The organism is Aquabacterium parvum, from assembly GCF_001447195.1.
Classification (GTDB): domain Bacteria; phylum Pseudomonadota; class Gammaproteobacteria; order Burkholderiales; family Burkholderiaceae_C; genus Aquabacterium; species Aquabacterium parvum.
The window spans coordinates 132,422-155,092 of sequence record NZ_LFRI01000144.1 but is presented as its reverse complement, the minus strand read 5'-3'; the positions used below and the strand labels follow the sequence as shown (position 1 = coordinate 155,092).

The window sequence follows — 22,671 nt, the reverse complement described above, 5'->3', positions numbered from 1 at the left end:
GCCCTGCGAAGCAGCCAAGCGTCATCATCGGCTGCAGGGTCACCAGGCACCCGGCGTGGGCTCAAGGACGTGGCGCAATGGTCTCGTCCCAGAAGTTCAGGACCTGAACCAGGGCAGGCCGCCTGAGGCGATCGACTTCCACCAGCAGCCCATGGCGGGCCTCAGGCAGGCGCAACCCCGTGCAGCGCCCCGGGTCTGCTTCCGTTTTGCCGGCGTTGACGTTGTCGCAAAACTCCTGCTGGGCTGAGGGCTCGACCACCACGTCCTCGCCGCCTTGCAGCACCAGCACCGGCACGGCAATGCGCGAAGCCCCAGCCCCCCGTGCTTGCGCCGCCCCGGCGCATGCCTCGTCCACCCAGCCCAGCGTGGCCCCGGCCACCCGGGCGTCGTCGTGGCCACAGTGCTCGCCTTCACAACGCGAAGCCCGGTTGAGCCAGCGCACGTCGTGGCGCACCACGCTGTGGGTCTGCGGGTGGCTGACGCGATCGAGCATCTCGCGGTAGCGGCGCCACTCCTGCTCGAAGGTGCCGCCCTGCACACGCGTGCTCGACAGCACGGGCCAGTCGAAAAAGAAAGGCATGGAGCCAGCATGGCACCAGCGCCGCAGGGCTTGGTCGCCCCAACGGCTGGAATTGTTGGGCGCCACGGTGGGCTCCATCATGGGGGTGACCAGCGCAGCCGCTCGAAACGGCGTCTGGCCTGCCTGGCGAGCCAGGTGCAGGGCCGACACCGCCCCACCCATCGAATGCGCCAGCAGCACCCAGGGCTTGTGGGCCCGCTGCGGGTCGGCGCGCAAGCGTTGAACCTCGGCGACGAAGCGCTCCAGGTCAGCGACCAGGTTGTCGAAGCGATCGACATGGCCTTTGTCTCGGCCATCTTCGCCCTCGATGAGCCGCGTTGAGAACCCCTGGTTGCGGTGGTCGTGAACGTAGACCGACCACCCGTTGTTCAGCAGGTCGTGGATGACCTCCTGGTAGATGACCAGGCCCTCGGTGAAGCCCGGCACGATGACCACGGCGCCCCGCTCCTGGTCTGCCGGCAACACGTACGCGCGGTGGTGGATGCGCACCGGCCGGCCCAACCAACCTGTGGGCACCCCCTCGAAGTGGTCCACCTGCACCGATGCCAGGGCCGAGTTGGCCTGCTCGATGTCCGCCCAACCCTGGCCGGCGAAGCGGGCCTCGTCCACCACGGGGTGACGCGCCAGCGCCTGCGCCGAAGCCTGCAAGACAGGCCAGGGCTCGGCAGCGCCCGCCAGGCCGGCCAGCAGGCCCAGCACCGAGACCACCAAACCACGTCGAATCCACGCTCTCACATCCACCCTCCTGATGAGCTGCCCCTGACCCACATGGCGAGACAAGGGGCCCACAACACGACAACAAAACCGACAAACCCCACACGGCTGACACCACCCAATCGGTGCTGTGCGCCGGTTGATGGAGCGCTTTTCCCAGGGGAAACCCACTTCGGTCACACGCGATGCGGACGTGGCACCGCGTTTGCAATGAAGGGCAAGACCACCGGCCCCGCCCCACCCTCAGGAAGGCTTGCCCATGAACTTCCCTCCGCCCCCGCACCCCCATCCGGTTTACCTGGACTACGCTGCCACCACGCCTGTGGACCCGCGTGTGGCAAACAAGATGATGCCCTACCTCACCGAGCGCTTTGGCAACCCGGCCAGCCGCTCTCATGCCTATGGGTGGGCAGCGGAAGAAGCCGTCGAGATCGCCCGCGAACAAGTGGCCTACCTGATTGGAGCCGATCCACGGGAAATCGTCTGGACTTCCGGCGCAACAGAGAGCAACAACCTGGCCATCAAGGGTGCGGCCACGTTCTACCAACAAAAGGGCCGCCACCTGGTGACGCTGGCCACCGAACACAAGGCCGTGCTCGACACCATGCGCGAGATGGAGCGGCTGGGCTGGGAGGTCACGGTGGTGCCGGTCGAGGCCGATGGCCTGGTCGACATGGACCGCTTCGCCGAGGCGATCCGGCCCGACACCGTGCTGGCCTCGGTCATGTTCGTCAACAACGAGACCGGTGTGATCCAGGACATCGCGCGACTGGGCGCCCTGTGCCGCAGCAAAGGGGTGCTCTTGCACGTGGATGCCGCCCAGGCCACGGGCAAGGTCGCCATCGACCTTGATCGCCTGCCCATCGACCTGATGTCGATGTCGGCCCACAAGACCTATGGCCCCAAGGGCATCGGTGCGCTGTACGTGCAGCGCAAACCCCGCGTGCGCATCGAGGCGCTGATGCATGGCGGCGGCCACGAGCGTGGCATGCGCTCGGGCACGCTGCCCACGCACCAGATCGTCGGCATGGGCGAGGCCTTCTACATCGCCGCCCGCGAAATGAACACCGAAATCGAGCGGCTCGTCAGCCTGCGGGAACGCCTGTGGCGCGGCCTGCAGGGCATCGATGCGGTGGCGCTCAACGGCCACACCGAACGCCGCGCGCCGGGCCACCTCAACGTCAGCTTCAACTACGTCGAGGGCGAGTCGCTGTTGATGGGCATGAAGGACATCGCCGTGTCGTCGGGATCGGCCTGCACCTCGGCCAGCCTGGAGCCCAGCTACGTGCTGCGCGCGATGGGTCGCAGCGACGAACTCGCCCACAGCTCGGTGCGCTTTTCCATCGGTCGCTTCACCACCGCCGAGGAGATCGACTTCACCATCGGCCGCGTGCGCGAGGTCGTGAACAGGTTGCGCGACATGAGCCCGCTGTGGGACATGGTGCGTGCCGGCATCGACCTTGACGCCATCCAGTGGGCCGCGCACTGACAGCAGCGCTGCACCACCCCACGAACATCGAACCACCGGAGCCCCAACATGGCCTACAGCGACAAAGTCATCGACCACTACGAGAACCCCCGCAACGTCGGCTCCTTCTCGGCCGACGAAGAAGGCGTGGCCACCGGCATGGTGGGCGCCCCCGCATGCGGCGACGTCATGAAGCTGCAGATCAAGGTCAACCCCGCCACGGGCGTGATCGAAGACGCGCGCTTCAAGACCTACGGCTGCGGCTCGGCGATTGCGTCGAGTTCGCTGGTGACCGAGTGGGTGCGCGGCAAAACGCTCAACGAAGCACTGGCCATTCAGAACACGCAGATCGCGGAGGAGCTGGCCCTGCCGCCCGTGAAGATCCACTGCTCCATCCTGGCCGAAGACGCGATCAAGGCCGCCGTGGCCGACTACCGATCGCGCCTGGCCGACCCGGCAACGCTCGGCGCCACAAGCGTGACGCTGCCCGAGCAAACCGCCTGCCAACCCTCCTGACCACCGACTTCCCCCCACCGTCCCACCGATCTTCCACGAAGGAGCCGCCATGGACACCACCACCCTCACCCCCACCACGGCCGCACCGCCCCCGGCCGCGCCCATTCAGTTCAGCAGTGCTGCGGCCGCGAAGGTGGCCGAACTCATCGCCGATGAAGGAAACCCTCAACTCAAACTGCGTCTGTACGTGACGGGTGGGGGCTGCTCGGGCTTCTCTTACGGCTTCGCCTTCGACGACCAGGTCAACGAAGACGACACCCGCATCGACAAGGACGGCGTGAGCATGGTGGTCGACATGATGAGCATGCAGTACCTGCTGGGTGCCGACATCGACTACGAGGACGGCCTGGAAGGCTCGCGCTTCGTCATCCACAACCCGAACGCGCAGACCACCTGTGGCTGCGGCAGCTCGTTCTCGATGTGAGGAGGACCAAATGGCCGTCACCCTGACCGACAACGCCGCCCGCCACATCGAGAGATCGCTGAACAAGCGCAGCAAGGGCGTGGGCCTGCGCCTGGCCGTCAAGACCAGCGGCTGCTCGGGCCTGGCATATGCCATCGAGTTCGCCGACGAGGCCCTGCCCGAGGACCAGGTGTTCGACAGCCATGGCCTGAAGCTGTTGGTGGACGCACGCAGCCTGCCCTTCCTCGATGGCACCGAGCTGGACTTCGTTCGCGAAGGGCTCAACGAGGGATTCAAGTTCCACAACCCGAACGCCAAGGCCAACTGCGGCTGTGGCGAAAGCTTCGCTGTCTGAACTCAACAAGGGGCACGCCATGGCGCTGCTGCAGATCGCCGAACCCGGCCAGAGCGCCGCCCCGCACCAGCACCGGCTCGCCGCCGGCATCGACCTGGGCACCACCCACTCGCTGGTGGCCAGCGTGAGCAGCGCCTTGCCCCGGGCCCTGCCCGACGAGCAAGGACGGGTGCTGTTGCCGTCGGTGGTGCATTACCGCGCGCCAGACGAGCCGCCCATCGTCGGGGCCGACGCCGTGGCCCGCCAGGCACAAGACCCCCTCAACACCATCGCCTCCATCAAGCGACTGATGGGGCGCAGCCACGCCGACGTGGTCCGCGCCGGCAGGCCGCCTTACGCCATCGTCGAGCAGCCCGGCATGGTGGGTGTGCAGACGGCGGCCGGCCTGCGCTCACCGGTGGAGGTGTCGGCCGACATCCTGCGAAGCCTGCGGGCCAGGGCGGAAGGCTCGCTGGGCGGTGAGCTCACCGGCGTGGTCATCACCGTGCCGGCCTACTTCGACGACGCGCAGCGCCAAGCCACGAAAGACGCCGCCAGGCTCGCAGGCCTGCAGGTGCTGCGCTTGAGCCAGGGGGTCTTCGAGGTCTGCTCGACGGGCGGGGACTCGGCCCTGGGCGGCGACGATTTCGACCGCAGCGTGGCGCTTTGGCTGGCCGACCAGCAGGGCCTGGACTGGCCCGCTCTGGACGCCATCACGCAGCAGCACCTGCTCATCAGTGCCCGCGCGGCCAAGGAGGCGCTCTCATCCTTCGACGCCGTGGACGTGTGCGGCCAGACCCTGACGGGCGAGGCCTTCGGCGAGCTGGTCAGGCCGCTGGTGCAGCGCACGCTCAGCGCCACCAAGCGGGCGATCAAGGACGCGCAGATCACACTCGAAGACACCATCGGCATCGGCTGCATGCTCTCGGACTTCAAGAAGAACGAAAACAAGACCTCGCCTTACCAGCTGCTGGAGAACCTCAAGCGCCACCCATCCGTGGCACCGCTGATCGAAGGCGGAGAGATGAAAGAGTACTGCGCTCACCTGATCCCCGAAGGCGGCTTCTTTGCCGTCCCCAAGGTGCATGGCAACGGCTGGATGATCGTCGGTGACTCGGGTGGCTTCGTCAACGCCGTGCACCGCGAGGGCTCCAACCTGGCCATGACCACCGGCCGCCTGGCCGCCGAGACCGTGATCAATGCCAAGGCCGCCGGCAAGACGCTCAACGAAGCCACGCTCAAGGCCTACCAGAAGGCACTCGACGAATCCTTCGTCATGAAGGACCTCAAGAAGTACCGCGACATGCCCAAGGTCTTCCACGAGAACCCGCAGTTCTTCACCACCTACCCCGAGCTGCTCAACAAGGCAGCGCGCACCATGGTCACGGTCGACAACGTCGACAAGAAGACCAAGGAGCGCGAGGTGTTCTCGAGCTTCCGGGCGGCGCGCAGCTTCACCGGCCTGGTGGGCGACGCCTTCAAGCTCTGGCGCGCTTTCCGCTGATCCGCACTGCCACGCGCTGACCCCAACCTGACGACGACACGACAGGAGCCCTCGACATGACCCCCATCTCCGTCAACGTGGAAGACAAGCTCTTTCAGAACCGCTACAAGGTCGATGCCGGCCGCCCCCACATACAGATCAAGGATGCCGAGGTCTGCCGCAGCACCTGCCAGGACCGCAGCTGCACCTTCGTCTGCCCGGCCAGTTGCTACAAGGCCGAGGGCAATGGTTCCGTGACCCTCATCACCGATGGCTGCCTGGAATGTGGCAGCTGCCGGATCATTTGTTCAGAGCATGCCAACGTCGCCTGGGAGTACCCGCGCGGCGGCCACGGCATCCTTTTCACGTTCGGCTGAAAGCCGCTGGAGCCCCCATGTCCCGACCTGAACGCAGCGTCTTCGTCTGCTCACAACAGCGCCCGCCTGGGCACCCGCGCGGTTGTTGCGCCGCGCAAGGCAGCCAGGCCGTGCTGCAGGCCTTCTGGCAGCAACTGCAGGCCAGGCAAGCCTATGACCAGGTGGGCGTGACCTACTCGGGCTGCCTGGGGCCATGCGATGGCGGCGTCAACGTCGTCGTCTTCCCCGACAGCGTGCTCTACAGCCGGGTCAAGCCGGAAGACGTGCCCGAGATCTTCGAGAAGCACCTGCTGGGCGGCGAAGTCGTGACCCGGCTGGCCGCCTCGGCCGGCACCTGGTGATCGGGTGGGCCAAGTGAACCTGTTCACCGGCGAATCGTCCAACGAGCTCTTCGGCGGTGAGGTGCCGCCACAGGTGCGCCACCTGGTCGACGAAGCACGCCAGGAGCCCAACCCCCAGCGCGCACTGGCCCTGCTGTGGACGGCCCAGGTCTGCGCACCAGACTGCCCGGCGCTGTACTACCTTCTCTACAAGTGCCACGCTCGGCACGGTGACACAGCCCAGGCCGAGTTCGCCGCGCTCAAAGGCCTGGACGTGGCGGCCATGCAAGCAGGTTTGCCAGGCACCTGGCAACAAGTGGACGCGGGCATGGCCGATTTTCAATCGCCTGGACCCGCGCGCTTTTGGCTTTTCACGCTCAAGGCACTGGCCTTCATCCGCCTTCGGCGGCGCGACGCGTTGGGCGCCCGGGCCTACCTGCGCAAGGTTCAGGAGCTCGATCCCACCGGGGGCACCGGCGCTGGCGTGATCGACGCCCTGCTCAAGGGAGCGGCCTGAGCGCCTCCTCGCGGCGCAACGGCCACTGCCGCAAGAGCATCGCGCCCACCAGGAGCAGCAAGGGCAAAGCGTAAACCGGCGCAGCCCCCACCCGCTTGAGGCAAGACAGCACGAACACCAGCCAGATGACGTGGCCACACACTCGGTGCAAGGCCTGCCAGCGCGCGCGTCCCAACTTGTGCACCGCTGCGTCAAAGGATGTCAACGCCATCAGCGCCACGGCCACGTAACCCGCGCCACCGAGCCAACGACTGAGCTGAGGCGTGAGCTCCGCCCACAACGCGGGTTCAGCCCACATCGCCAGGCAGGCAATGCCCACAGCGTGACACGCGTGCGACGTGGCGAACAACAAGCCCACCTGCCGACGGTGCCGCATCAGCGCAGCACTCATGGCACCAGGCCAACGGCGCCACCACGCCGAGGCGACAAAGGCCAGCAGGAACAGCACCAGCGACAGCCGAGCCGTCAGCCGGATGAGCCTGCGCGCGCCCTCTGCATCAGGCTGCGCCAGCAACATGGACACGGTCAGCAGCGCGAGCGACACCGTCCCCCAGGCCCACAGGCGCCAGGGCGAGGCAGCTGAGCCCCGTGACCGTTGACGGGAGGCGGGTGGCGATGAATCCGGCATGGCTGTTCAAGTGTGGGTGACGATGGCTGACATCCTGACCGCAACGGGGTTCAACGAGAAGCCAGAATGCACACTGCTTACATTGACATTCATCCACCCGCCTTGCCATGCCAGACAACCGCCCGAAGCGATACCACCACGGCAACCTCCGCCAAGCCGTCATCGACACCGCCTTGCTGCTGGCAGAGGAGTCAGGCGACGAACGCGTCAGCTTGCGAGAAGTGGCAAGGCGCATCGGCGTGTCCTCGGGGGCGCCATTCCGGCACTTCGCCGATCACGCCGCCTTGATGACCGCCATCGCCGAAGAGGCCACCGTGCGCCTGAGGTTGATGGTCGATCGCGACCTGCATCGCGCGCCAGCCTCAGCCATCGAGCGGCTGCGCACCATGGGGCACAGCTTCCTGGCCTGGGCGTTGCAAAACCCGACTTCGTTCAGGCTGGTGTCGGCGCGGCGCTTGTATGACTTCAACGCCTCGCCATCGCTGCAAGCGCACTTCCAGGCGGTGCGGGACCGCACCGTTTCACTCGTCAAGCAAGCGCAGCTTGAAGGCGACCTTCAAGACAATGTGGCAGCCGATCGCCTGGCGCTGATGCTGCGCAGCACCGTCTACGGCATGGCACGCATGCACGTGGACGGGCAACTGGTGCAATGGGGCGTGGGCCCACGCTCAGCACGGCGGGAGCTGCAGGCCACGCTCGACGCCCTGGTCGATGGCTTTCGGCGCGCAGCGCCTCGAAAAACCGCCCCCGCAAACCGCTCAACGAAATGAGAAAGGCCAGCGCGTCTGCACGCGCTGGCCTTGTCACCTGGTGTGCGGCCTCAGCCGCTGCTCACGTCAGGGCTTGTAGACGAGGGGCGTCAGCGGATTGCCCACAGCGATGCTGGAGCAGTTCTGGGGCGCGGCCTTGCCAGCGAATCGGTCGTCGATCCAGGAGGTGGCCCAGGGCAGCCAGTTCAGCATGGTGGTGAAGTGGCTGGTGCCCCATTCCTTGTGCTGAACGGGCACACCTTGAGCGCAGTACTGGCGAGCCAGCGTGCGGACGTCACCCGCCAGCATCACGCCATCACCGGCACCCCAAACCGGAGAGGGCTTGGTGCCTTCCCAGATGCCGCCGGTGCCTTGACCGATCTGCAGCGGGATCTCGGGCGTGCCGCCGGTGCCCATGATGACCTTGTTGACCGCTTCCACGTATTCCTTGATCTTGGTGCGATCCTGGAACTCGGGCTTGACCAGGTCTTTCCAGGTCACCCGGCTGTACTGACCCAGCACATAGGCGATCGATGCCTTTTGCATCTTGTTGTAGACCTCCAGGCCGCGCGGGGTCAGGTACTTCTGGATGTCGATGTCATAGGAGCGCGAGACGCCAATGACCGCCATCGGCAGCACACCGCCCCAGATGGGCGTGCCTTCGACGTAGGTCAGGTTGTGCTCGGGGCTCACCAGCGTGCCGCCGAAGGCCGCGCCGATCAGGTTGGGCTTGAGGTCGGGGGCGTAGCTGGGTGCCAGCTCGGCCGCCCACTCCGTGGCGATGGCACCGCCCGAATAGCCCATCATCACGACCTTGGCATCGCGGCCCAGGCCGATCTGGGGAGCGTTGAAGGTCGCGCGGATCGAATCCAGCGTGTTGTAGCCGTACTCGGGGCCCGCAGCGAAGTTCGCGCCCTGACCTTCCGTGTCGGAGATGACAACGGTGTAGCCCTTCTTGACGTAGGTGCCGAACAGCACGGTCTCGACGGCAGGCAAGAGGTCAGGCAGGCGCTTGCCGCCAGCGTAGGCACGCGAAGGGCCGTCCTCCGGGTTCAGCGAGTCGTAGAACGACTGATACGAAATGACCTTGTTCTTGTTCGCGCAACTGACCTTGGCGCAGTCGGGCGCGAAGATGGTGGTCACGTTGGAGGTCGGGCGCAGCTTGGCGTCGGTCGAGCGGTACACGAGCTGGGTGGCCTGCATCGAGGTCTTGATGCCGGCGATGTAGACCGAGATCGTGCGGCTCTTGAGGACGGTGCCCGGCGCGATGTCGGCCAATGGGGTGCTGCCGGTGTACTGGTAGAAGGGGTCGGGCGTGGCCGCGCTCGCCATGCTCGGCAGCATGAGTGCGGTGACGGCGGCTTGTGCTGCGCTCAGCAGCAGGCTTTGTTTGCTCAGGCGAAATCGCATCTTGGTCTCCGGGTTTATGACTGGCAGTGGCCTGTCGTGAAAACAGTTTCTGCCGCCGACCTCTTGAATGCATTTGCTTGAACGGCCACCAATTGGCCCGAGCGACCAGAACCAGGGTTAGACCGAATCCGCCGGCACCAACATGAACGGCGGACAAACCCGCAAAGATCGTGAAATGCTCCTCAGCCTGTCAGCCTCTCAACCCCGCAGCAAGGCAGCCCCCTTGATCTGCGCATGCACGGCCAGACCGGGCCTCAAGCTCAGGGCGACCACCGATCGCCGCGTCAGGCGAGCCAGCAAAGCGCTGCCATCGCTCAGCGTCAGCCGCAGCATCACGCTGGCGGCATCTTCGTCGTGCAGCGCATCCACCGTGGCGGGCAGGATGTTGAGGATGCTGCTGTCCACCGGTTGGCTGAGTGCCACGCTGACGTCGCGCGCCAGCACCCTCACCCGCACCCTCTCGCCGATGGCGCCGGTGCAGCCGCCCACCCAAAGCTCCGCGCCCGACTGGCCATCGCCACCGCCGTTGATGCAACCCAGCCTCAGCCTGGACAGACCGGGCTCTGGCTCCCGCTCGACCACGGTGGCATGGAGGATGGCGCAAGCATCGTCGAAGCGCGCTAGAGGGCAGTCTGGCCGCGCCATGACTTCATCGGCCGCGCCCGCCATTTCAACGCGCCCTTCGCGCAGCAACACCAGGTGGTCGGCCAGGCGAGCGGCCTCGTCCAAGGAATGGGTCACGTAAACGATGGGCACACCGCTGTCACTCAAGCTCGCAAGGTAGGGCAGCACCTCTGCCTTGCGGGCCGCATCGAGCGCCGACAGGGGCTCGTCCATCAGCAACAAGTCCGGGCTGGTCAGCAGCGCCCGGGCAATGGCCACACGCTGCCGTTCGCCGCCTGACAAGCCCGCCGACGATCGGTCCATCAGGTGGCCGATGCCCAGCAAGGCGATGGCTTGATCGGGCTGGATGCGCCGTTGCGCAAGCGGGATGCGCCGAAAGCCGTACAGCAGGTTGTCCTGGACCGACAGGTGTGCAAACAGGCTGGCCTCCTGAAAGACCATGCCCAGGGGACGGCGGTGGGTGGGCAGGTGCCACCTGCGTTCATCGTCCTGCCAGGCCTGGCCCGCCACGCTCACGCTGCCCTGCGCCTGCTCCAGGCCAGCCAGGCAGCGCAGCACGGTGGTCTTGCCGCACCCCGATGGGCCCAGCAACACGGAGATGCCTTGTCCGGGCAGCTTCAGGTTCACGTCCAGGGCAAAGCCCGGCCGGCTCAAGCGCAGGCGGGCCTCGATGGCCGGCGCCTGCCCGGCATCGCTCGCTGGGGTCATGGGCGACAGGCGACGGGTGGAGGCAGCGGACTGGCTCATGTAGGGGTCCCGCTCAAGCCGCGCAGCGCGCGGCCACCCCGGCCGTTCAAGGCGTAAAGCAGCCACATCACGCCGAAGCCAAAGGCCACCATGCCGCCGGCCAGCCAATGGGCCAGGGCCCACTCCTGAGCTTCGACGTGGCCATACAGCGCCACCGAGAGCACCTGCGTGCGGCCGGGGATGTTGCCGCCGATCATCAACACCACGCCGAACTCGCCCACGGTGTGCGCAAAGCCCAGCACCGCAGCCGTGAGAAAGCCGGGACGCGCCAGGGGCAGCGCCACGCTCAGGAATCGGTCCCAGGGCGACGCCCGAAGCGTGGCCGCCACTTCCAGCGGTCGCGAGCCGATGGCCTCGAAAGCCTGCTGCAAAGGCTGCACGACGAACGGCATGGAGTGCAGCACCGACGCCACCACCAGACCCGCGAACGTGAAGGGCAGGAGGCCCAGCCCCAGGGACTGCATGGCCTTGCCCACCGCGCCATGCGGACCCAGCAGCAGCAGCAGGTAAAAGCCAATGACCGTGGGGGGCAGCACCAGCGGCAAGGCCACCACGGCGCCCACCACCCCTTTGAGACGAGAGCGCGTGTGCGCCAGCCACCAGGCAATGGGCGTGCCCACGAGCAACAACAACACGGTCGTGAGCCCGGCCAGCTGGGCCGTGAGCTTCAGGGCTTGCCAGTCGGCTGGGTTCACAGGCCGTATCCCCAGGCCTGGATCACGGACTTGGCCGCGTCCGACTGCAGGTACTTGATCAAAGCCTGAGCGGCCGCCTGGTTCACACCGCGCGTCAAGAGCACCGCGTTCTGACGGATCGGGGTGTGCAGTTGTGCGGGCACCAGCCACCATGAACCGGTGGGCACTTTGCCCGGGATTGCCACCTGGGACCAGGCCACGAAGCCCAACTCGGCGTTGCCCGTGGCCACGAACTGCTGAGCCTGGCCGATGTTCTCGCCCTGCACGATGCGTGGCGCGAGCTTATCGGCCAGGCCCAGCTTGTTCAGCGCTTGCATCGCGGCCGCCCCATAAGGAGCAAGCTTGGGGTTGGCCACAGCCAGGTGCTGGAAGTCACCCGCCTTGAGCACCTCGCCCTTGGCGTCCACGTAGCCGGGCTTGGCGCTCCAGAGCACCAGCTTTCCCACGGCATAGGTGAAGGACGAGCCCTTGACGGCCAAGCCCTCGCTGATGAGCTTGGCCGGGGTTTCGTCGTCGGCGGCGATCAGCACGGCAAAGGGTGCACCGTTGCTGATCTGCGAGTGGAACTTGCCGGTCGAGCCCGTCGAAACGACGGCCTGGTGGCCGGTTGCGGTGGCGAAGCCTGCGGCGATCTGCTGGAAGGGGCCCGCGAAGTTGGCCGCCACGGCGACCTGGACTTCATCGGCGAAACAGGGGGCACTCAGCAGCGACAGGCCACCCAGGGCAGCCAGGACAACGGAGCGGAAGGAACCGCTTTGAATCATGGTGTCGGTGCAGGGACTGCGTCAGAGTGAGACAAGCGGGGACGAAGGCGAGAAAAGCGCGCACAGCCGCTCACCCACTTCGGGTTGCACGCGTTGCGCATCGCTGGCCGTCAGCACGGCGGTGATGAAACGATGGGCGCCCACCTGCACGGTGACCTCGCAGCGCTGTGCGCCTTCGATGATCCCGGTGACCGTTCCCCACAAGGTGTTCTGGTCGCTGCGCGCGACGGGGGCTCGACGCCCCAGCCCGACGGCGGATGCCTTGACGAGCACCATCAGCGACATGCCTTCGCGGATGCCCAGGCGCTCGACGGACGCTTGCGTCACGAGCACCGACAGGGGCTGATCGCCATCCAGGCTGAGGTGCAGCAACACATCGACATCGGTCGGCTCCAGCGAGACCACCGTGCACAGAAACTGGTTGCGGGCGCTCGTGCGCAGGGCCATGTTGCGCAGGAAGCAGGCGAACGCCCCGGCGTCCGAATCGGCGCCTTCCATGCCACGTGACAGCAGGCGCGCCAGAGCGAGCTGGCACTCGCCTTCCATCGCACGGTAGAGCTCGACCATGCGCCGGCCATGCGCTGTGAGGACCGCGCCACCACCATGGCGACCACCCGTAGACCGCTCGACGAGCGACTCGGTGGACAGGTTGTTCATCGCCTCGATCGCGTCCCAGGCCCCCTTGTAGGAGAGCGGCACCAGGGGCGCCGCCCGGGAGATCGAGCCCTGCTCGTCAATGGCTTCGAGCAGGCGGATGCGGGCATCGGCCAGCAGGGTGGCGCCACCGCTGATCAGTTCCAGGCGGCCTTGCAAGGCCACAGGGGTGTCAGGCGGCTTGGACGCTCTGGAGGTTCTTGGCATTTTGGGTGCCGATGGCGACATCGTTTCGACACAAGGAATTCGCTATGTATCCCACTATATAGCGAATCTCCCATCGGTGCCGAAAAGGGGCCGCGTGAGGCCTGGGCCAGCTCAAGCGTGCGCGTCGTTGTCTTCCGCAGTGGCCTTGGCAATCGCCTGCTCCACGACCTCGCGCGTCAGTGGTGAGGCGAAGGTCTCGATGAAACCGTACACATACCCGCGCAGGAACGCCCCGCGCCGAAATGCCAGCCGCGTCATGTTGACGCTGAAGAGGTGGCCGGCGTCGAGCGCGCGCAGGTTGCGGTCCCGGTCTTCGTCGAAGGCGATGGAGGCCACCAGGCCCACACCCATGCCCAGCTCGACATAGGTCTTGATCACGTCGGCGTCCATGGCGGACAGCACGATGCTGGGCTGCAGCCCTTCGCGAGAGAAGGCCTCGTCGATGTGGGCGCGGCCCGTGAAGCCCCCGTCATAGGTGATGAGCGGGAACTTCGCCAGGCGCTCCAGGGTCAGCGGCTGGCCGTCGAGCAGCGGGTGCCCTGGTGGCACGACCACGCTGTGCGTCCAGGTGTAGCAAGGCAGCGTGACCAATTGAGGGTACTGATCCAGCGCCTCGGTGGCGATGCCGATGTCGGCCTCACCGTCGATCAGCATCTGGGCCACCTGGCGGGGCGAGCCCTGGTGCAGGCTCAGCGTGACCTTCGGGAAGCGCAGGCGGAAGTCGCGCACGGCCGATGGCAGCGCATAACGCGCCTGCGAGTGGGTGGCCGCCAGCGAGAGCGGGCCCGTGTCGTGCGAGGCGCAGTCGCGCGCGGCCTGGCGCAGGTTCTCGGCCTCGCGCAGCAGGCGCTCGATGACGGGCAGGAGCTGCTGGCCGGAAGGCGTCAGGCCCGTCAGGCGCTTGCCGGCACGTTGGAACAGCTCCACGCCCAACTCGTCTTCGAGCTCTCGGATCTGGCGGCTGACACCTGGCTGCGAGGTGTGCAGCGCCGCGGCCACCTCGGTCAGGTTGTAGCCACGCCGCGCCGCTTCGCGCACAGAGCGAAGTTGCTGGAAGTTCATGCTCGCGCTCCCGACTCGAACTGGCGGATGCGGCGCGGCTTGAGGTGCGCGTCGTGGCCGGCGCGCAGCACACCGCTGTCGCGCAGGGCTGCGTACTCGTCCCGGCTGAGTTCGACCTCGATCTCACCTGAGCCATCGGTGCGGCGGAAGGCCAGGCGGGTGTTGGGGCCCACGGTCAGCGTGTCGATCAAGGTGGCGGCCAGCGAGCCGTCTTCGGCGTGGGCCAGCACCTGGATCTCGTGCGGACGCACGTAACTCACCGCAGGCTGTGCAGCAGCACCCTCACCCACCGTGCCTGGCGCGTGGTCACGGCCGTGGAACAGGTTCACGTCACCCAGGAACTGCAGCACGAAGGGCGTGGCCGGGTGGTCGTAGACCTCGTCCGGCGCGCCTTCCTGCTCGATTCGGCCCTGGTTCATCACCACAATGCGGTCGGCCACTTCCATGGCTTCTTCCTGGTCGTGGGTCACGAACACGCTGGTGATGTGCATTTCGTCGTGCAGGCGGCGCAGCCAGCGGCGCAGCTCCTTGCGCACCTTGGCGTCGAGCGCGCCGAAAGGCTCGTCGAGCAGCAGCACCTTGGGCTCGACGGCCAAAGCGCGCGCCAGGGCGATGCGCTGGCGCTGGCCGCCCGATAGCTGGTGCGGGTAGCGGTCGGCGATCCAGTCGAGCTGCACGAGCTTGAGCAGCTCGGTCACCTTGGCGCGAATGGCCTCTTCAGACGGGCGGCTGTCCTTGGGGCGCACGCGCAAACCGAAGGCCACGTTCTCGAAAATCGTCATGTGGCCGAACAGCGCGTAGTGCTGGAACACGAAGCCCACGTTGCGCTCGCGCACGGCCACGTGGGTCGTGTCCTCGCCATTGAAATAGACGGCGCCAGAGTCGGGCACTTCCAGGCCGGCGATGATGCGCAGCAGCGAGGTCTTGCCAGAGCCCGAGGGGCCCAGCAGGGCGACCAGTTGGCCGGAGGGGATGTGCAGGTTCAGGTTGTCGCAGACGGTTGTCTGACCGAAACGCTTGACCAGGTTCTTGACTTCGATGCTCATGCGGGGACTCCGGATGCTTGGGCGGCCTGGGCCAGCTGTTGCTGAACCCGGCGTTCGACGATGTATTTGAGCACCAGGGTGACCAGCGCCAGGCTGGCCAGCAAGGATGCCACGGCGAAGGACGCGGCGAACTGGTACTCGTTGTAGAGGATTTCGATGTGCAGGGGCAGCGTGTTGGTCTGCCCGCGGATGTGGCCCGAGACCACCGAGACGGCGCCGAACTCACCCATGGCCCGCGCGTTGCACAGGATCACGCCGTACAGCAGGCCCCACTTCACGTTGGGCAGGGTCACCTTCCAGAAGGTCTGCCAGCCCGAGGCACCCAGCACGCGAGCGGCTTCTTCCTGCTCCTGGCCTTGCGCCTGCATCAGCGGGATCAGCTCACGCGCCACGAACGGGAAGGTCACGAAGATGGTGGCCAGCACGATGCCAGGCACCGCGAAGATGACCTTGTAATCGTTGGCGATCAGCCACTCGCCCCACCAGCCTTGCAGGCCGAAGACCAGCACGTAGATCAAACCGGCGATCACGGGCGAGACAGAGAACGGCAGGTCGATCAGCGTGAGCAGGACGCTCTTGCCGCGGAAGTCGAACTTGGCGATCGCCCAGGCCGCCGACACGCCGAAGACCAGGTTCAGCGGCACGGCGATGGCGGCGGCCGTCAGCGTCAGCCAGATGGCCGACACCGCATCCGGGTCCGTGACAGCGGCCACGTACACGTCCCAGCCCTTCTTGAAGGCCTCGACGAACACGGTGACCAGGGGCACGAACAGGAACAGCGACAGAAAAACCAGCGCCACGCCGATGAGCAGGCGCCGCACCCACGCGGGCTCGGTGGTGGCCCCGGCCACGTCAGGTGGCGAGAGGGTGCGCGATGCAGGCAACGCGTTCACCGGTTGAGAAACAGCGGTCATGAGATGAACTCCGAAGGGGTCACTTGCCCTGGCGCTTGCGCGTCCAGGCTTGCAGGGCGTTGATGGCCAGCAGCAGGATGAAGGACATCACCAGCATGACCACGGCGATGGCGGTGGCGCCCGCGTAGTCGTATTGCTCCAGCTTGGTGATGATGAGCAGCGGCGTGATCTCCGAGATCATCGGCATGTTGCCGGCGATGAAGATGATCGAGCCGTACTCGCCCAGGGCGCGGGCAAAGGCCAGCGCAAAACCCGTGAGCAGCGCCGGGGTCAGGATGGGAAAGATCACCTTGCTGAAGCTCTGCCAGCGGCTGGCACCCAGCGTGGCGGCGGCCTCTTCCAGCTCGGAGGCCAGGTCTTCCAGGATGGGCTGCACCGTGCGAACCACGAAGGGCAGGCCGATGAAGGTCATGGCCACGAACACACCCACTGGCGTGAACGCCACCTTCAGCCCCAAGGGTTCGAGCCACTGGCCGATCCAGCCGTTGCCAGCGTACAACCCGGTCAGCGTGATGCCGGCCACCGCGGTGGGCAAGGCAAAGGGCAGGTCCACCAGGGCATCGACGACGCGGCGGCCAAAAAAGTCATAGCGCACCAGCACCCAGGCCACCAGCAGGCCGAAGAAGGCGTTGACCAGCGCGGCCAGCAGCGATGCGCCAAAGGTCAGCTTGTAGGACGCCACCACGCGAGGCGAAGTCACCGTTTCAACGAAGGCCGGCCAGGTCAGCTCCGTGGTGCGCAGGAAGGCCGCGCTCAACGGGATCAGCACGATCAGGCACAGGTACAGCAGCGTCAGGCCCAGGGCCAGGTCGAAGCCGGGCAGCACGCTGTGCCGCCGCAGCAGGGTTTTGGAAAACAACATGTCAGGCTCTTTTCAGGCGGGCGTCACTTGGCACGGCCGGCCGCGGTGATCTGGTCGTAGATGCCGCCGTCGCGGAAGTGCTCGGCCTGCACCTTGCCCCAGCCACCGAAGACCTCGTCCACGGTGAAGGTGGGCACGCCGATGAACTTGGCCTGGTGCTGCTTGAGCAGCGCGGGCGAGCGCGGACGCAGGTTGTGCTTGACGGCAATGGCCTGGCCTTCGTCGGAGTACAGGTACTGCAGGTAGGCCTCGGCCTGCTTGCGGGTGCCCTTCTTGTCGACCACCTTGTCGACCACGCTGACCGGGTTCTCGGCCAGGATGGTGGTTTTGGGGTAGACAACCTGGTAGTCGCCCTTGAACTCGTTCTGGATCAGCGGCACCTCGCTCTCGAAGGTGGCCAGGGCGTCGCCGATGTTGCGCTGCGCGAAGGTGGTGGTGGCCGCGCGGCCGCCGCCGTCGAACACGGGCACGTTGGCAAAGATCTTCTGCACCAGGGCGCGGGCCTGCTCTGGCTTGCCGCCCGCCTTGATGACCGAGCCCCAGGCCGCCAGGTAGGAGTAGCGACCGTTGCCCGAGGTCTTGGGGTTGGGGATCACGACGGACACGCCGGGACGGCCCAGGTCGGACCAGTCCTTGATCTGCTTGGGGTTGCCCTTGCGCACCAGGATCACGGTGACCGATGCGGTGGGGGAGCTGTTGTAGGGCAGGCGTTTGGCCCAGTCGGCCGGAATCAGCTTGCCCTTTTCGGCCAGGATGTCGATGTCGCTGGCTTGGTTCATGGTGATGACGTCTGCACTCAAGCCTTCAACCACGCTGTTGGCCTGTTTGCTGGAGCCGCCGTGCGACTGGTTGAGCGTCAGGGTCTCGCCGGTGGTCTGCTTCCAGTGGCGGGCGAAGGCCTGGTTGTAGTCCTTGTAGAACTCGCGGGTGACGTCGTAGGAGACGTTGAGCAGGGTGGCGTCGGCGTGGGCGGACAGGGACGTGAGCCCCAGGCCAGAGGTGGTCAGGACCAGGGCGGTGGCTTTGAGGGCAAGGCGGCGAAGGCTGCTCATTCGGGACTCCATCTGACGAATGCTTTGGATGCTATGCAGCCAACGTCTTTGGCAGAAGCGCCCATTGCTCAGCTCCTTATGCACAAAACGCGCAAAGCGATTGCGCGCGGTGCGCGCGCGCGCTTACAGGCATCGCTTTCATGCCGAGGCGCCTTGCTGCGCGCATAACGCATGAGCTCGTGCGCATTCCTTCGTTCTCAAGCTCGGGCTCCGTGCTCAGCATGCAGACATCGCATCACCTGACCGACGCCCCCATGCCCCAAACGACTTTCACCCGCCGCGCTTTTCACGCTCTGGCCCTCGCCGCCGCCTTCACTGTGGGCAGCCTGGCCCAAGCCAAGGACATCTCTCTGCTGAACGTTTCCTATGATCCAACGCGCGAGTTCTATGCCGAGTACAACGGCGCTTTTGCCAAGCATTGGAAGGCCAAGACCGGCGACAACGTCACAGTGAAGGCCTCTCATGGAGGTTCGGGCAAGCAGGCCCGATCGGTGATCGACGGACTGGAAGCCGACGTCGTCACGCTGGCCCTGGCCTACGACATCGACGCCATCGCTTCGAAAGGCCTGCTCAAGCCCGACTGGCAGAAGTCCTTCCAAGGCAACAGTTCGCCCTACACCTCGACCATCGTCTTCCTCGTGCGCAAGGGCAACCCCAAGCAGATCAAGGACTGGTCAGACCTGATCAAGCCGGGCGTGGGCGTCATCACGCCCAACCCCAAGACCTCGGGCGGTGCGCGCTGGAACTACCTGGCCGCCTGGGCCCACGAACTCAAGAAAACAGGCTCCGAAGACAAGGCCCGGGAGTTCGTGCGCAAGCTGTACGAGAACGTGCCCGTGCTGGACTCCGGCGCCCGCGGCTCGACCGTGACCTTCGCCGAACGCGGCCAGGGCGACGTGCTGCTGGCCTGGGAAAACGAAGCCCACCTCACGCTGAAAGAATTTGGCACTGACAAGTTCGACATCGTCTACCCGAAGCTGTCGATCTACGCCGAGCCGCCCGTGGCCATCGTCGACAAGGTGGCAGACAAGCGCGGCACGCGCGATGTGGCCAAGGCTTACATCGAGTACCTCTACAGCGCCGAAGGACAGGATCTGGCCGGCAAGCACTTCTACCGCCCGACCGACGCCAAGGCCGCAGCCAAGTACGCCAGGCAATTTCCGAAGCTGGAGTTGGTGAAGATCGACGAGGTCTTCGGTGGCTGGACCAAGGCTCAGAAAACACACTTCGCTGATGGCGGTCTGTTCGACCAGGTCTACACCAGGAAGTGACCTCCAGCCAGGCAAGGACGAAGCCATGCATTCATCGCTGCACATCGCCTCGCCCGCGGCCCAGTCAGCCTGGCAGCCCAGCGCCCGACAACCGCGCCGCTCGGTGCGGGTGCTGATCGTTCCCGGCCTGCGCGACAGCGGCCCCGCGCACTGGCAGACCTGGCTGCAAAGTCAGTACGTCGACGCGGTGCGCGTGCAACAACACGACTGGCAACAGCCCGACCTCGAAGCCTGGTCGGCACGCATCGAAGAAACGCTGTCGCGCTACAGCCGCCACACACAATGGGTGGCGGTGGCGCACAGCTTCGGCACCCTGGCCCTGGCGCACCACCTGGCCACGCGCCAGATGGCACCAGCGCTGCCAACAGGCCAGGCAGATTCAGCCCTCGGCGATGCAACCGGTGTCGGGCCCCGACACGGCCGCATCGTCGCGGCCCTGATGGTGGCGCCGGCCGACCCGGTGAAATTCCAGATCGAAGATCGACTGCCCCGTCACCGACTGGGCCTGACCCTGAGCGTCATCGGCAGCGAGAACGACCCCTGGATGCCCTTGGATCGAGCGCGCGCTTGGGCCCACACCTGGGGCGCGGGCTTTCGCAACCTCGGGCAAGTGGGCCACATCAACACCGAATCGGGCTTCGGCGCGTGGCCGCTGGCGCGCCAGAAGGTCGACGAACTCATCAGGCAACAACTGCGACACCAGCCCTGCCTGTGCGCGCTGAGCGACTCGGCCCACGCCGCGTCAACCTGAAGGACTCGGCAACCCGCCACGGCTGCCTGGCTGTGCATCAGCCTTTGGATCGCGACTGCACCGTCCCAACCTCGCGCATGGACTGCTCCAGCCCACTGCGCGGCACGATGGCATCCGCACGATCGCTGATTCGCGGCCAGGCCTCGGCCACGCGATCCACAGCGTCAGGCGTAGCACCGATGAACACGGGCGAGCCCAACCCCACGTGCGAGGCCGCGAACACGCCCGCTCCCGCGTTGAGGATGGCGCGCGTGGGTGCCTCGTCGCTGACCAGGTAGACCAGGCCCGGCGACACGCTCTCGGGCGTGAGCACCGCCAGCACCTCGGGCGGCAAGATGCCCTGCGTCATCGCCGTGGCCGCCGTGGGCGCCAGGCAGTTGACGCGGATGTTGGCCTTCTCGCCTTCGAGCGCCAGCGTCTGCATCAGGCCCACCAGCGCCATCTTGGCGGCGCCATAGTTCGCCTGCCCGAAGTTGCCGAACAACCCCGACGACGAGGTCGTGAACACGATGCGACCGAACTGCTGGGCGCGCATGGTCTCCCACACGGCCTTGGTGCAGACGACGGCGCCCATCAGGTGCACGTCCACCACCAGGCGGAAGTCGTCCAGCGACATCTTCGCGAAGCTCTTGTCGCGCAGGATGCCGGCGTTGTTGACCAGGATGTCGATGCGGCCAAACTGCGCCAGCGTTTGATCGACCATGGCCTGCACGGCGGCCTCGTCGGTGACCGAACCCGCGCACGCCAGCGCCTCGCCACCGGCCGCACGCACCTCAGCTGCCACGGCCTCGGCTGGCGCCAGGTTCAGGTCGTTGATCACCACCTTGGCACCCCGGGCAGCCAGGGCCAGGGCGTGCGCACGCCCCAGGCCGGCGCCGGCTCCAGTGACGATGGCCACGCGGCCATCCAGGCGGATGTGGTGGGACTCGGGGGTGGCGGGAGCGCTCATGGGACCTCTTGGCTCTGGTGGATGGGGGACAGGGTGTCGCGGGCACAGCCTGCGGCCGCCTCACGATGCAAAAAGTTGGTGGTAACCCGATGGGGTGGATCCACGTCAGACTCGGTGCACACCCCAAAGTGTCGCCCAGGATGCCCACCTGTCGCGTTGACGTGCACGTCAAGCAACTCACGGTTACTAGACTCTGCCCATCAGCAGTGCCGAGGAGACAGCATGAGCACCCAAAAACACAACGGCCCCGAACACATCGTGCCGCGCGAAAAGCTCGACTTCGAGCTCGACGAAAACACCCCACGCTGGTGGTACGGCAACGACGCCTTCAAGACCCGCCTGTTCGACGGCATGCAAGCCGCCTTCCCCGATGGCGAGCGCTACTTCATCACCAGCGTGCGCGCCTATCGCCACCTGATCACCGACCCCAAGCTGGCCGAAGACGTCAAGAACTTCATGCGCCAGGAGGGCCAGCACGGCATCGCCCACACGCACTACAACGACCTGCTGCGCAAGCAGGGTTGCAGCGTCGACGTGATCCTGACCGAGGCCAAATCCCTCTTCGACGATTACACGAAGAAGTACTCGGCCAAGTACAACCTCGCGCTGACAGCCGCCTTCGAGCACTTCACGGCCATGATGGCGCAGATGCTGTTCGAGTCCAAGGACGTGATGGCCCCCGCCGACCCCAAGGTGCGCGCCATGTGGGCCTGGCATGCCATCGAGGAGATGGAGCACAAGGCCGTGGCTTTCGACGTGATGAAGGACGTGGCCAAGGTGGGCTACTTCATGCGCTGTGCCGCCATGACCCACGCGCTCTACAAGGTCGTGGTCGACAGCATGCGCCTGACCAACCGCCTGATGAGGGACGACAAGATCTCCGTTCCCAAGCGGCTGTGGTTGAGCCTCAAAGGCGCCTGGTGGGTGTATGGCCCCAAGGGCATCTTTGCGCGCAACACGCTCAAGCTGCTGGACTACTACCGCCCGGGCTTTCACCCGTGGCAGCACCAGGTCATCCACAGCTACCCGGTGTGGATCAAGGCTTTTGAAGAATCCGGCAATCCCATGAAGGCCGGGGACGCGCTCTTTCAGGCCGCCTACTGAGTCGCGTCACCCTCCACTCTCTCTCGAATGCATCGTGTTGGCCGTCCGCGCTGTTCGCAGCGGGACGGCTTTTTTTTGTTCCGCGCGCCTGGTGCCTTGTGTTTGTGGGGGGGATTGGGGTGGGATTCGTGCGTCGGCTGGTGCGTGGCTCGCTGGGTGGGGAGCGTGTGATCCGGCCCTGCGCGGGGCACCACCGAGCTTTGCTGCGGTCACCCCTTGAACACCCATCAAGTGGTTGCCGAGCCATGACACCGCACATGTCGGGCCGGCTCACACGCTCCCCACCCATCGAACCCGAACCACCGCGCACTGCGGGGTTGGCGGAAGGAGGGCGACGCAAAGCGTCGCCCTCCTTCCTTCTCCGCCTGCCACGTTGTGTCGCGGGCAGGGGGCGAGGGGTGCCTGCGCAGGCCCGACATGTGCGGTGTCATGGCTCGGCATCTGCTTGGCTCGCGTTCAAGGGGTGATGG

At 66.2% G+C, this 22,671-nt stretch carries 25 protein-coding genes; 12 read left to right on the top strand and 13 right to left on the bottom strand.

Going from position 1 to position 22,671, the window contains the following annotated elements:
- Nucleotides 1–61 precede the first annotated feature (61 nt).
- The gene (locus ABG80_RS05360) at nt 62–1,315 is read right to left on the bottom strand and encodes an alpha/beta fold hydrolase (protein ID WP_160322446.1); all 1,254 of its coding nucleotides are present in this window, start codon (nt 1,313–1,315) and stop codon (nt 62–64) included.
- Between the two features lie 238 nt (nt 1,316–1,553).
- Here ABG80_RS05360 and ABG80_RS05355 point away from each other — a divergent pair, with 238 nt between their 5' ends.
- The 8 genes from ABG80_RS05355 to ABG80_RS05320 are packed head-to-tail and all read left to right on the top strand — an operon-like array spanning nt 1,554 to nt 6,712.
- The gene (locus ABG80_RS05355) at nt 1,554–2,783 is read left to right on the top strand and encodes an IscS subfamily cysteine desulfurase (RefSeq protein WP_058086715.1); all 1,230 of its coding nucleotides are present in this window, start codon (nt 1,554–1,556) and stop codon (nt 2,781–2,783) included.
- Nucleotides 2,784–2,831: 48 nt separating this feature from the next.
- Nucleotides 2,832–3,278 (top strand): Fe-S cluster assembly scaffold IscU, encoded by a 447-nt coding sequence (gene iscU / locus ABG80_RS05350; RefSeq protein ID WP_058086714.1) that lies wholly within the window; start codon nt 2,832–2,834, stop codon nt 3,276–3,278.
- A gap of 49 nt (nt 3,279–3,327) precedes the next feature.
- Nucleotides 3,328–3,702: an iron-sulfur cluster insertion protein ErpA gene (erpA, locus tag ABG80_RS05345; RefSeq protein ID WP_058086713.1), complete on the top strand. Its 375-nt coding sequence runs from the start codon at nt 3,328–3,330 to the stop codon at nt 3,700–3,702.
- A 10-nt stretch (nt 3,703–3,712) separates the two neighbouring features.
- On the top strand, nt 3,713–4,036 hold the full coding sequence (iscA, locus tag ABG80_RS05340; RefSeq protein ID WP_058086712.1) for an iron-sulfur cluster assembly protein IscA: 324 nt from the start codon (nt 3,713–3,715) through the stop codon (nt 4,034–4,036).
- Between the two features lie 19 nt (nt 4,037–4,055).
- Nucleotides 4,056–5,519: an Hsp70 family protein gene (locus tag ABG80_RS23220; protein ID WP_200964262.1), complete on the top strand. Its 1,464-nt coding sequence runs from the start codon at nt 4,056–4,058 to the stop codon at nt 5,517–5,519.
- 56 nt (nt 5,520–5,575) lie between these two features.
- Entirely contained in the window at nt 5,576–5,875 is a 300-nt protein-coding gene (locus ABG80_RS05330) for a ferredoxin family protein (protein ID WP_058086711.1), read from the top strand.
- Between the two features lie 17 nt (nt 5,876–5,892).
- A complete protein-coding gene (locus ABG80_RS05325) occupies nt 5,893–6,216 on the top strand; it encodes a (2Fe-2S) ferredoxin domain-containing protein (RefSeq protein ID WP_058086710.1) in 324 nt (107 codons plus the stop codon).
- Nucleotides 6,217–6,229: 13 nt separating this feature from the next.
- On the top strand, nt 6,230–6,712 hold the full coding sequence (locus ABG80_RS05320; protein WP_058086739.1) for a hypothetical protein: 483 nt from the start codon (nt 6,230–6,232) through the stop codon (nt 6,710–6,712).
- Here the strand turns inward: ABG80_RS05320 and ABG80_RS05315 are convergent.
- On the bottom strand, nt 6,696–7,340 hold the full coding sequence (locus ABG80_RS05315; protein WP_152987472.1) for a cytochrome b family protein: 645 nt from the start codon (nt 7,338–7,340) through the stop codon (nt 6,696–6,698). The genes ABG80_RS05320 and ABG80_RS05315 overlap by 17 nt on opposite strands.
- Nucleotides 7,341–7,447: 107 nt before the next feature.
- On the opposite strand from ABG80_RS05315, the gene ABG80_RS05310 reads away from it, so the two are divergent.
- On the top strand, nt 7,448–8,110 hold the full coding sequence (locus tag ABG80_RS05310; protein WP_058086708.1) for a TetR/AcrR family transcriptional regulator: 663 nt from the start codon (nt 7,448–7,450) through the stop codon (nt 8,108–8,110).
- A gap of 66 nt (nt 8,111–8,176) precedes the next feature.
- On the opposite strand, the gene ABG80_RS05305 is transcribed toward ABG80_RS05310, so the two are convergent.
- The 10 genes from ABG80_RS05305 to ABG80_RS05260 form a co-directional block, all read right to left on the bottom strand.
- Nucleotides 8,177–9,499, bottom strand: coding sequence for a lipase family protein (locus ABG80_RS05305; protein ID WP_058086707.1), 1,323 nt, complete (start codon nt 9,497–9,499; stop codon nt 8,177–8,179).
- Nucleotides 9,500–9,697: 198 nt separating this feature from the next.
- Nucleotides 9,698–10,831 carry a molybdenum ABC transporter ATP-binding protein gene (gene modC / locus ABG80_RS05300; RefSeq protein ID WP_058086738.1) on the bottom strand — a complete coding sequence of 378 codons (1,134 nt, stop codon included), beginning with the start codon at nt 10,829–10,831 and terminating at the stop codon, nt 9,698–9,700.
- 35 nt (nt 10,832–10,866) lie between these two features.
- Nucleotides 10,867–11,574, bottom strand: a complete 708-nt coding sequence (gene modB, locus ABG80_RS05295; protein ID WP_058086737.1) for a molybdate ABC transporter permease subunit — start codon at nt 11,572–11,574, stop codon at nt 10,867–10,869.
- Complete coding sequence (gene modA, locus ABG80_RS05290; protein ID WP_058086706.1) at nt 11,562–12,329, bottom strand: molybdate ABC transporter substrate-binding protein; 768 nt, start codon at nt 12,327–12,329, stop codon at nt 11,562–11,564. Before modA ends, modB begins: the two co-directional genes overlap by 13 nt.
- Nucleotides 12,330–12,350: 21 nt before the next feature.
- Nucleotides 12,351–13,190, bottom strand: coding sequence for a TOBE domain-containing protein (locus ABG80_RS05285; protein WP_160322445.1), 840 nt, complete (start codon nt 13,188–13,190; stop codon nt 12,351–12,353).
- A 111-nt stretch (nt 13,191–13,301) separates the two neighbouring features.
- Entirely contained in the window at nt 13,302–14,252 is a 951-nt protein-coding gene (locus tag ABG80_RS05280) for a CysB family HTH-type transcriptional regulator (RefSeq protein ID WP_058086704.1), read from the bottom strand.
- Nucleotides 14,249–15,298: a sulfate/molybdate ABC transporter ATP-binding protein gene (locus ABG80_RS05275; protein ID WP_058086703.1), complete on the bottom strand. Its 1,050-nt coding sequence runs from the start codon at nt 15,296–15,298 to the stop codon at nt 14,249–14,251. The genes ABG80_RS05280 and ABG80_RS05275 overlap by 4 nt, the downstream gene beginning before the upstream one ends.
- Nucleotides 15,295–16,212: a sulfate ABC transporter permease subunit CysW gene (gene cysW / locus ABG80_RS05270; protein ID WP_083505833.1), complete on the bottom strand. Its 918-nt coding sequence runs from the start codon at nt 16,210–16,212 to the stop codon at nt 15,295–15,297. Before cysW ends, ABG80_RS05275 begins: the two co-directional genes overlap by 4 nt.
- 19 nt (nt 16,213–16,231) lie before the next feature.
- The gene (cysT, locus tag ABG80_RS05265; RefSeq protein ID WP_058086702.1) at nt 16,232–17,074 is read right to left on the bottom strand and encodes a sulfate ABC transporter permease subunit CysT; all 843 of its coding nucleotides are present in this window, start codon (nt 17,072–17,074) and stop codon (nt 16,232–16,234) included.
- A 23-nt stretch (nt 17,075–17,097) separates the two neighbouring features.
- Entirely contained in the window at nt 17,098–18,138 is a 1,041-nt protein-coding gene (locus tag ABG80_RS05260; RefSeq protein ID WP_083505832.1) for a sulfate ABC transporter substrate-binding protein, read from the bottom strand.
- Between the two features lie 242 nt (nt 18,139–18,380).
- On the opposite strand from ABG80_RS05260, the gene ABG80_RS05255 reads away from it, so the two are divergent.
- Both ABG80_RS05255 and ABG80_RS05250 read left to right on the top strand, forming a co-directional pair.
- Nucleotides 18,381–19,397, top strand: coding sequence for a sulfate ABC transporter substrate-binding protein (locus tag ABG80_RS05255; RefSeq protein WP_083505841.1), 1,017 nt, complete (start codon nt 18,381–18,383; stop codon nt 19,395–19,397).
- A gap of 25 nt (nt 19,398–19,422) precedes the next feature.
- Nucleotides 19,423–20,148: an RBBP9/YdeN family alpha/beta hydrolase gene (locus ABG80_RS05250; RefSeq protein ID WP_152987470.1), complete on the top strand. Its 726-nt coding sequence runs from the start codon at nt 19,423–19,425 to the stop codon at nt 20,146–20,148.
- Between the two features lie 37 nt (nt 20,149–20,185).
- Here the strand turns inward: ABG80_RS05250 and ABG80_RS05245 are convergent, their stop codons facing one another.
- Complete coding sequence (locus tag ABG80_RS05245) at nt 20,186–21,097, bottom strand: SDR family NAD(P)-dependent oxidoreductase (RefSeq protein ID WP_083505831.1); 912 nt, start codon at nt 21,095–21,097, stop codon at nt 20,186–20,188.
- Between the two features lie 222 nt (nt 21,098–21,319).
- Here ABG80_RS05245 and ABG80_RS05240 point away from each other — a divergent pair, with 222 nt between their 5' ends.
- Nucleotides 21,320–22,201: a metal-dependent hydrolase gene (locus ABG80_RS05240; protein ID WP_058086701.1), complete on the top strand. Its 882-nt coding sequence runs from the start codon at nt 21,320–21,322 to the stop codon at nt 22,199–22,201.
- Nucleotides 22,202–22,671: the final 470 nt, after the last annotated feature.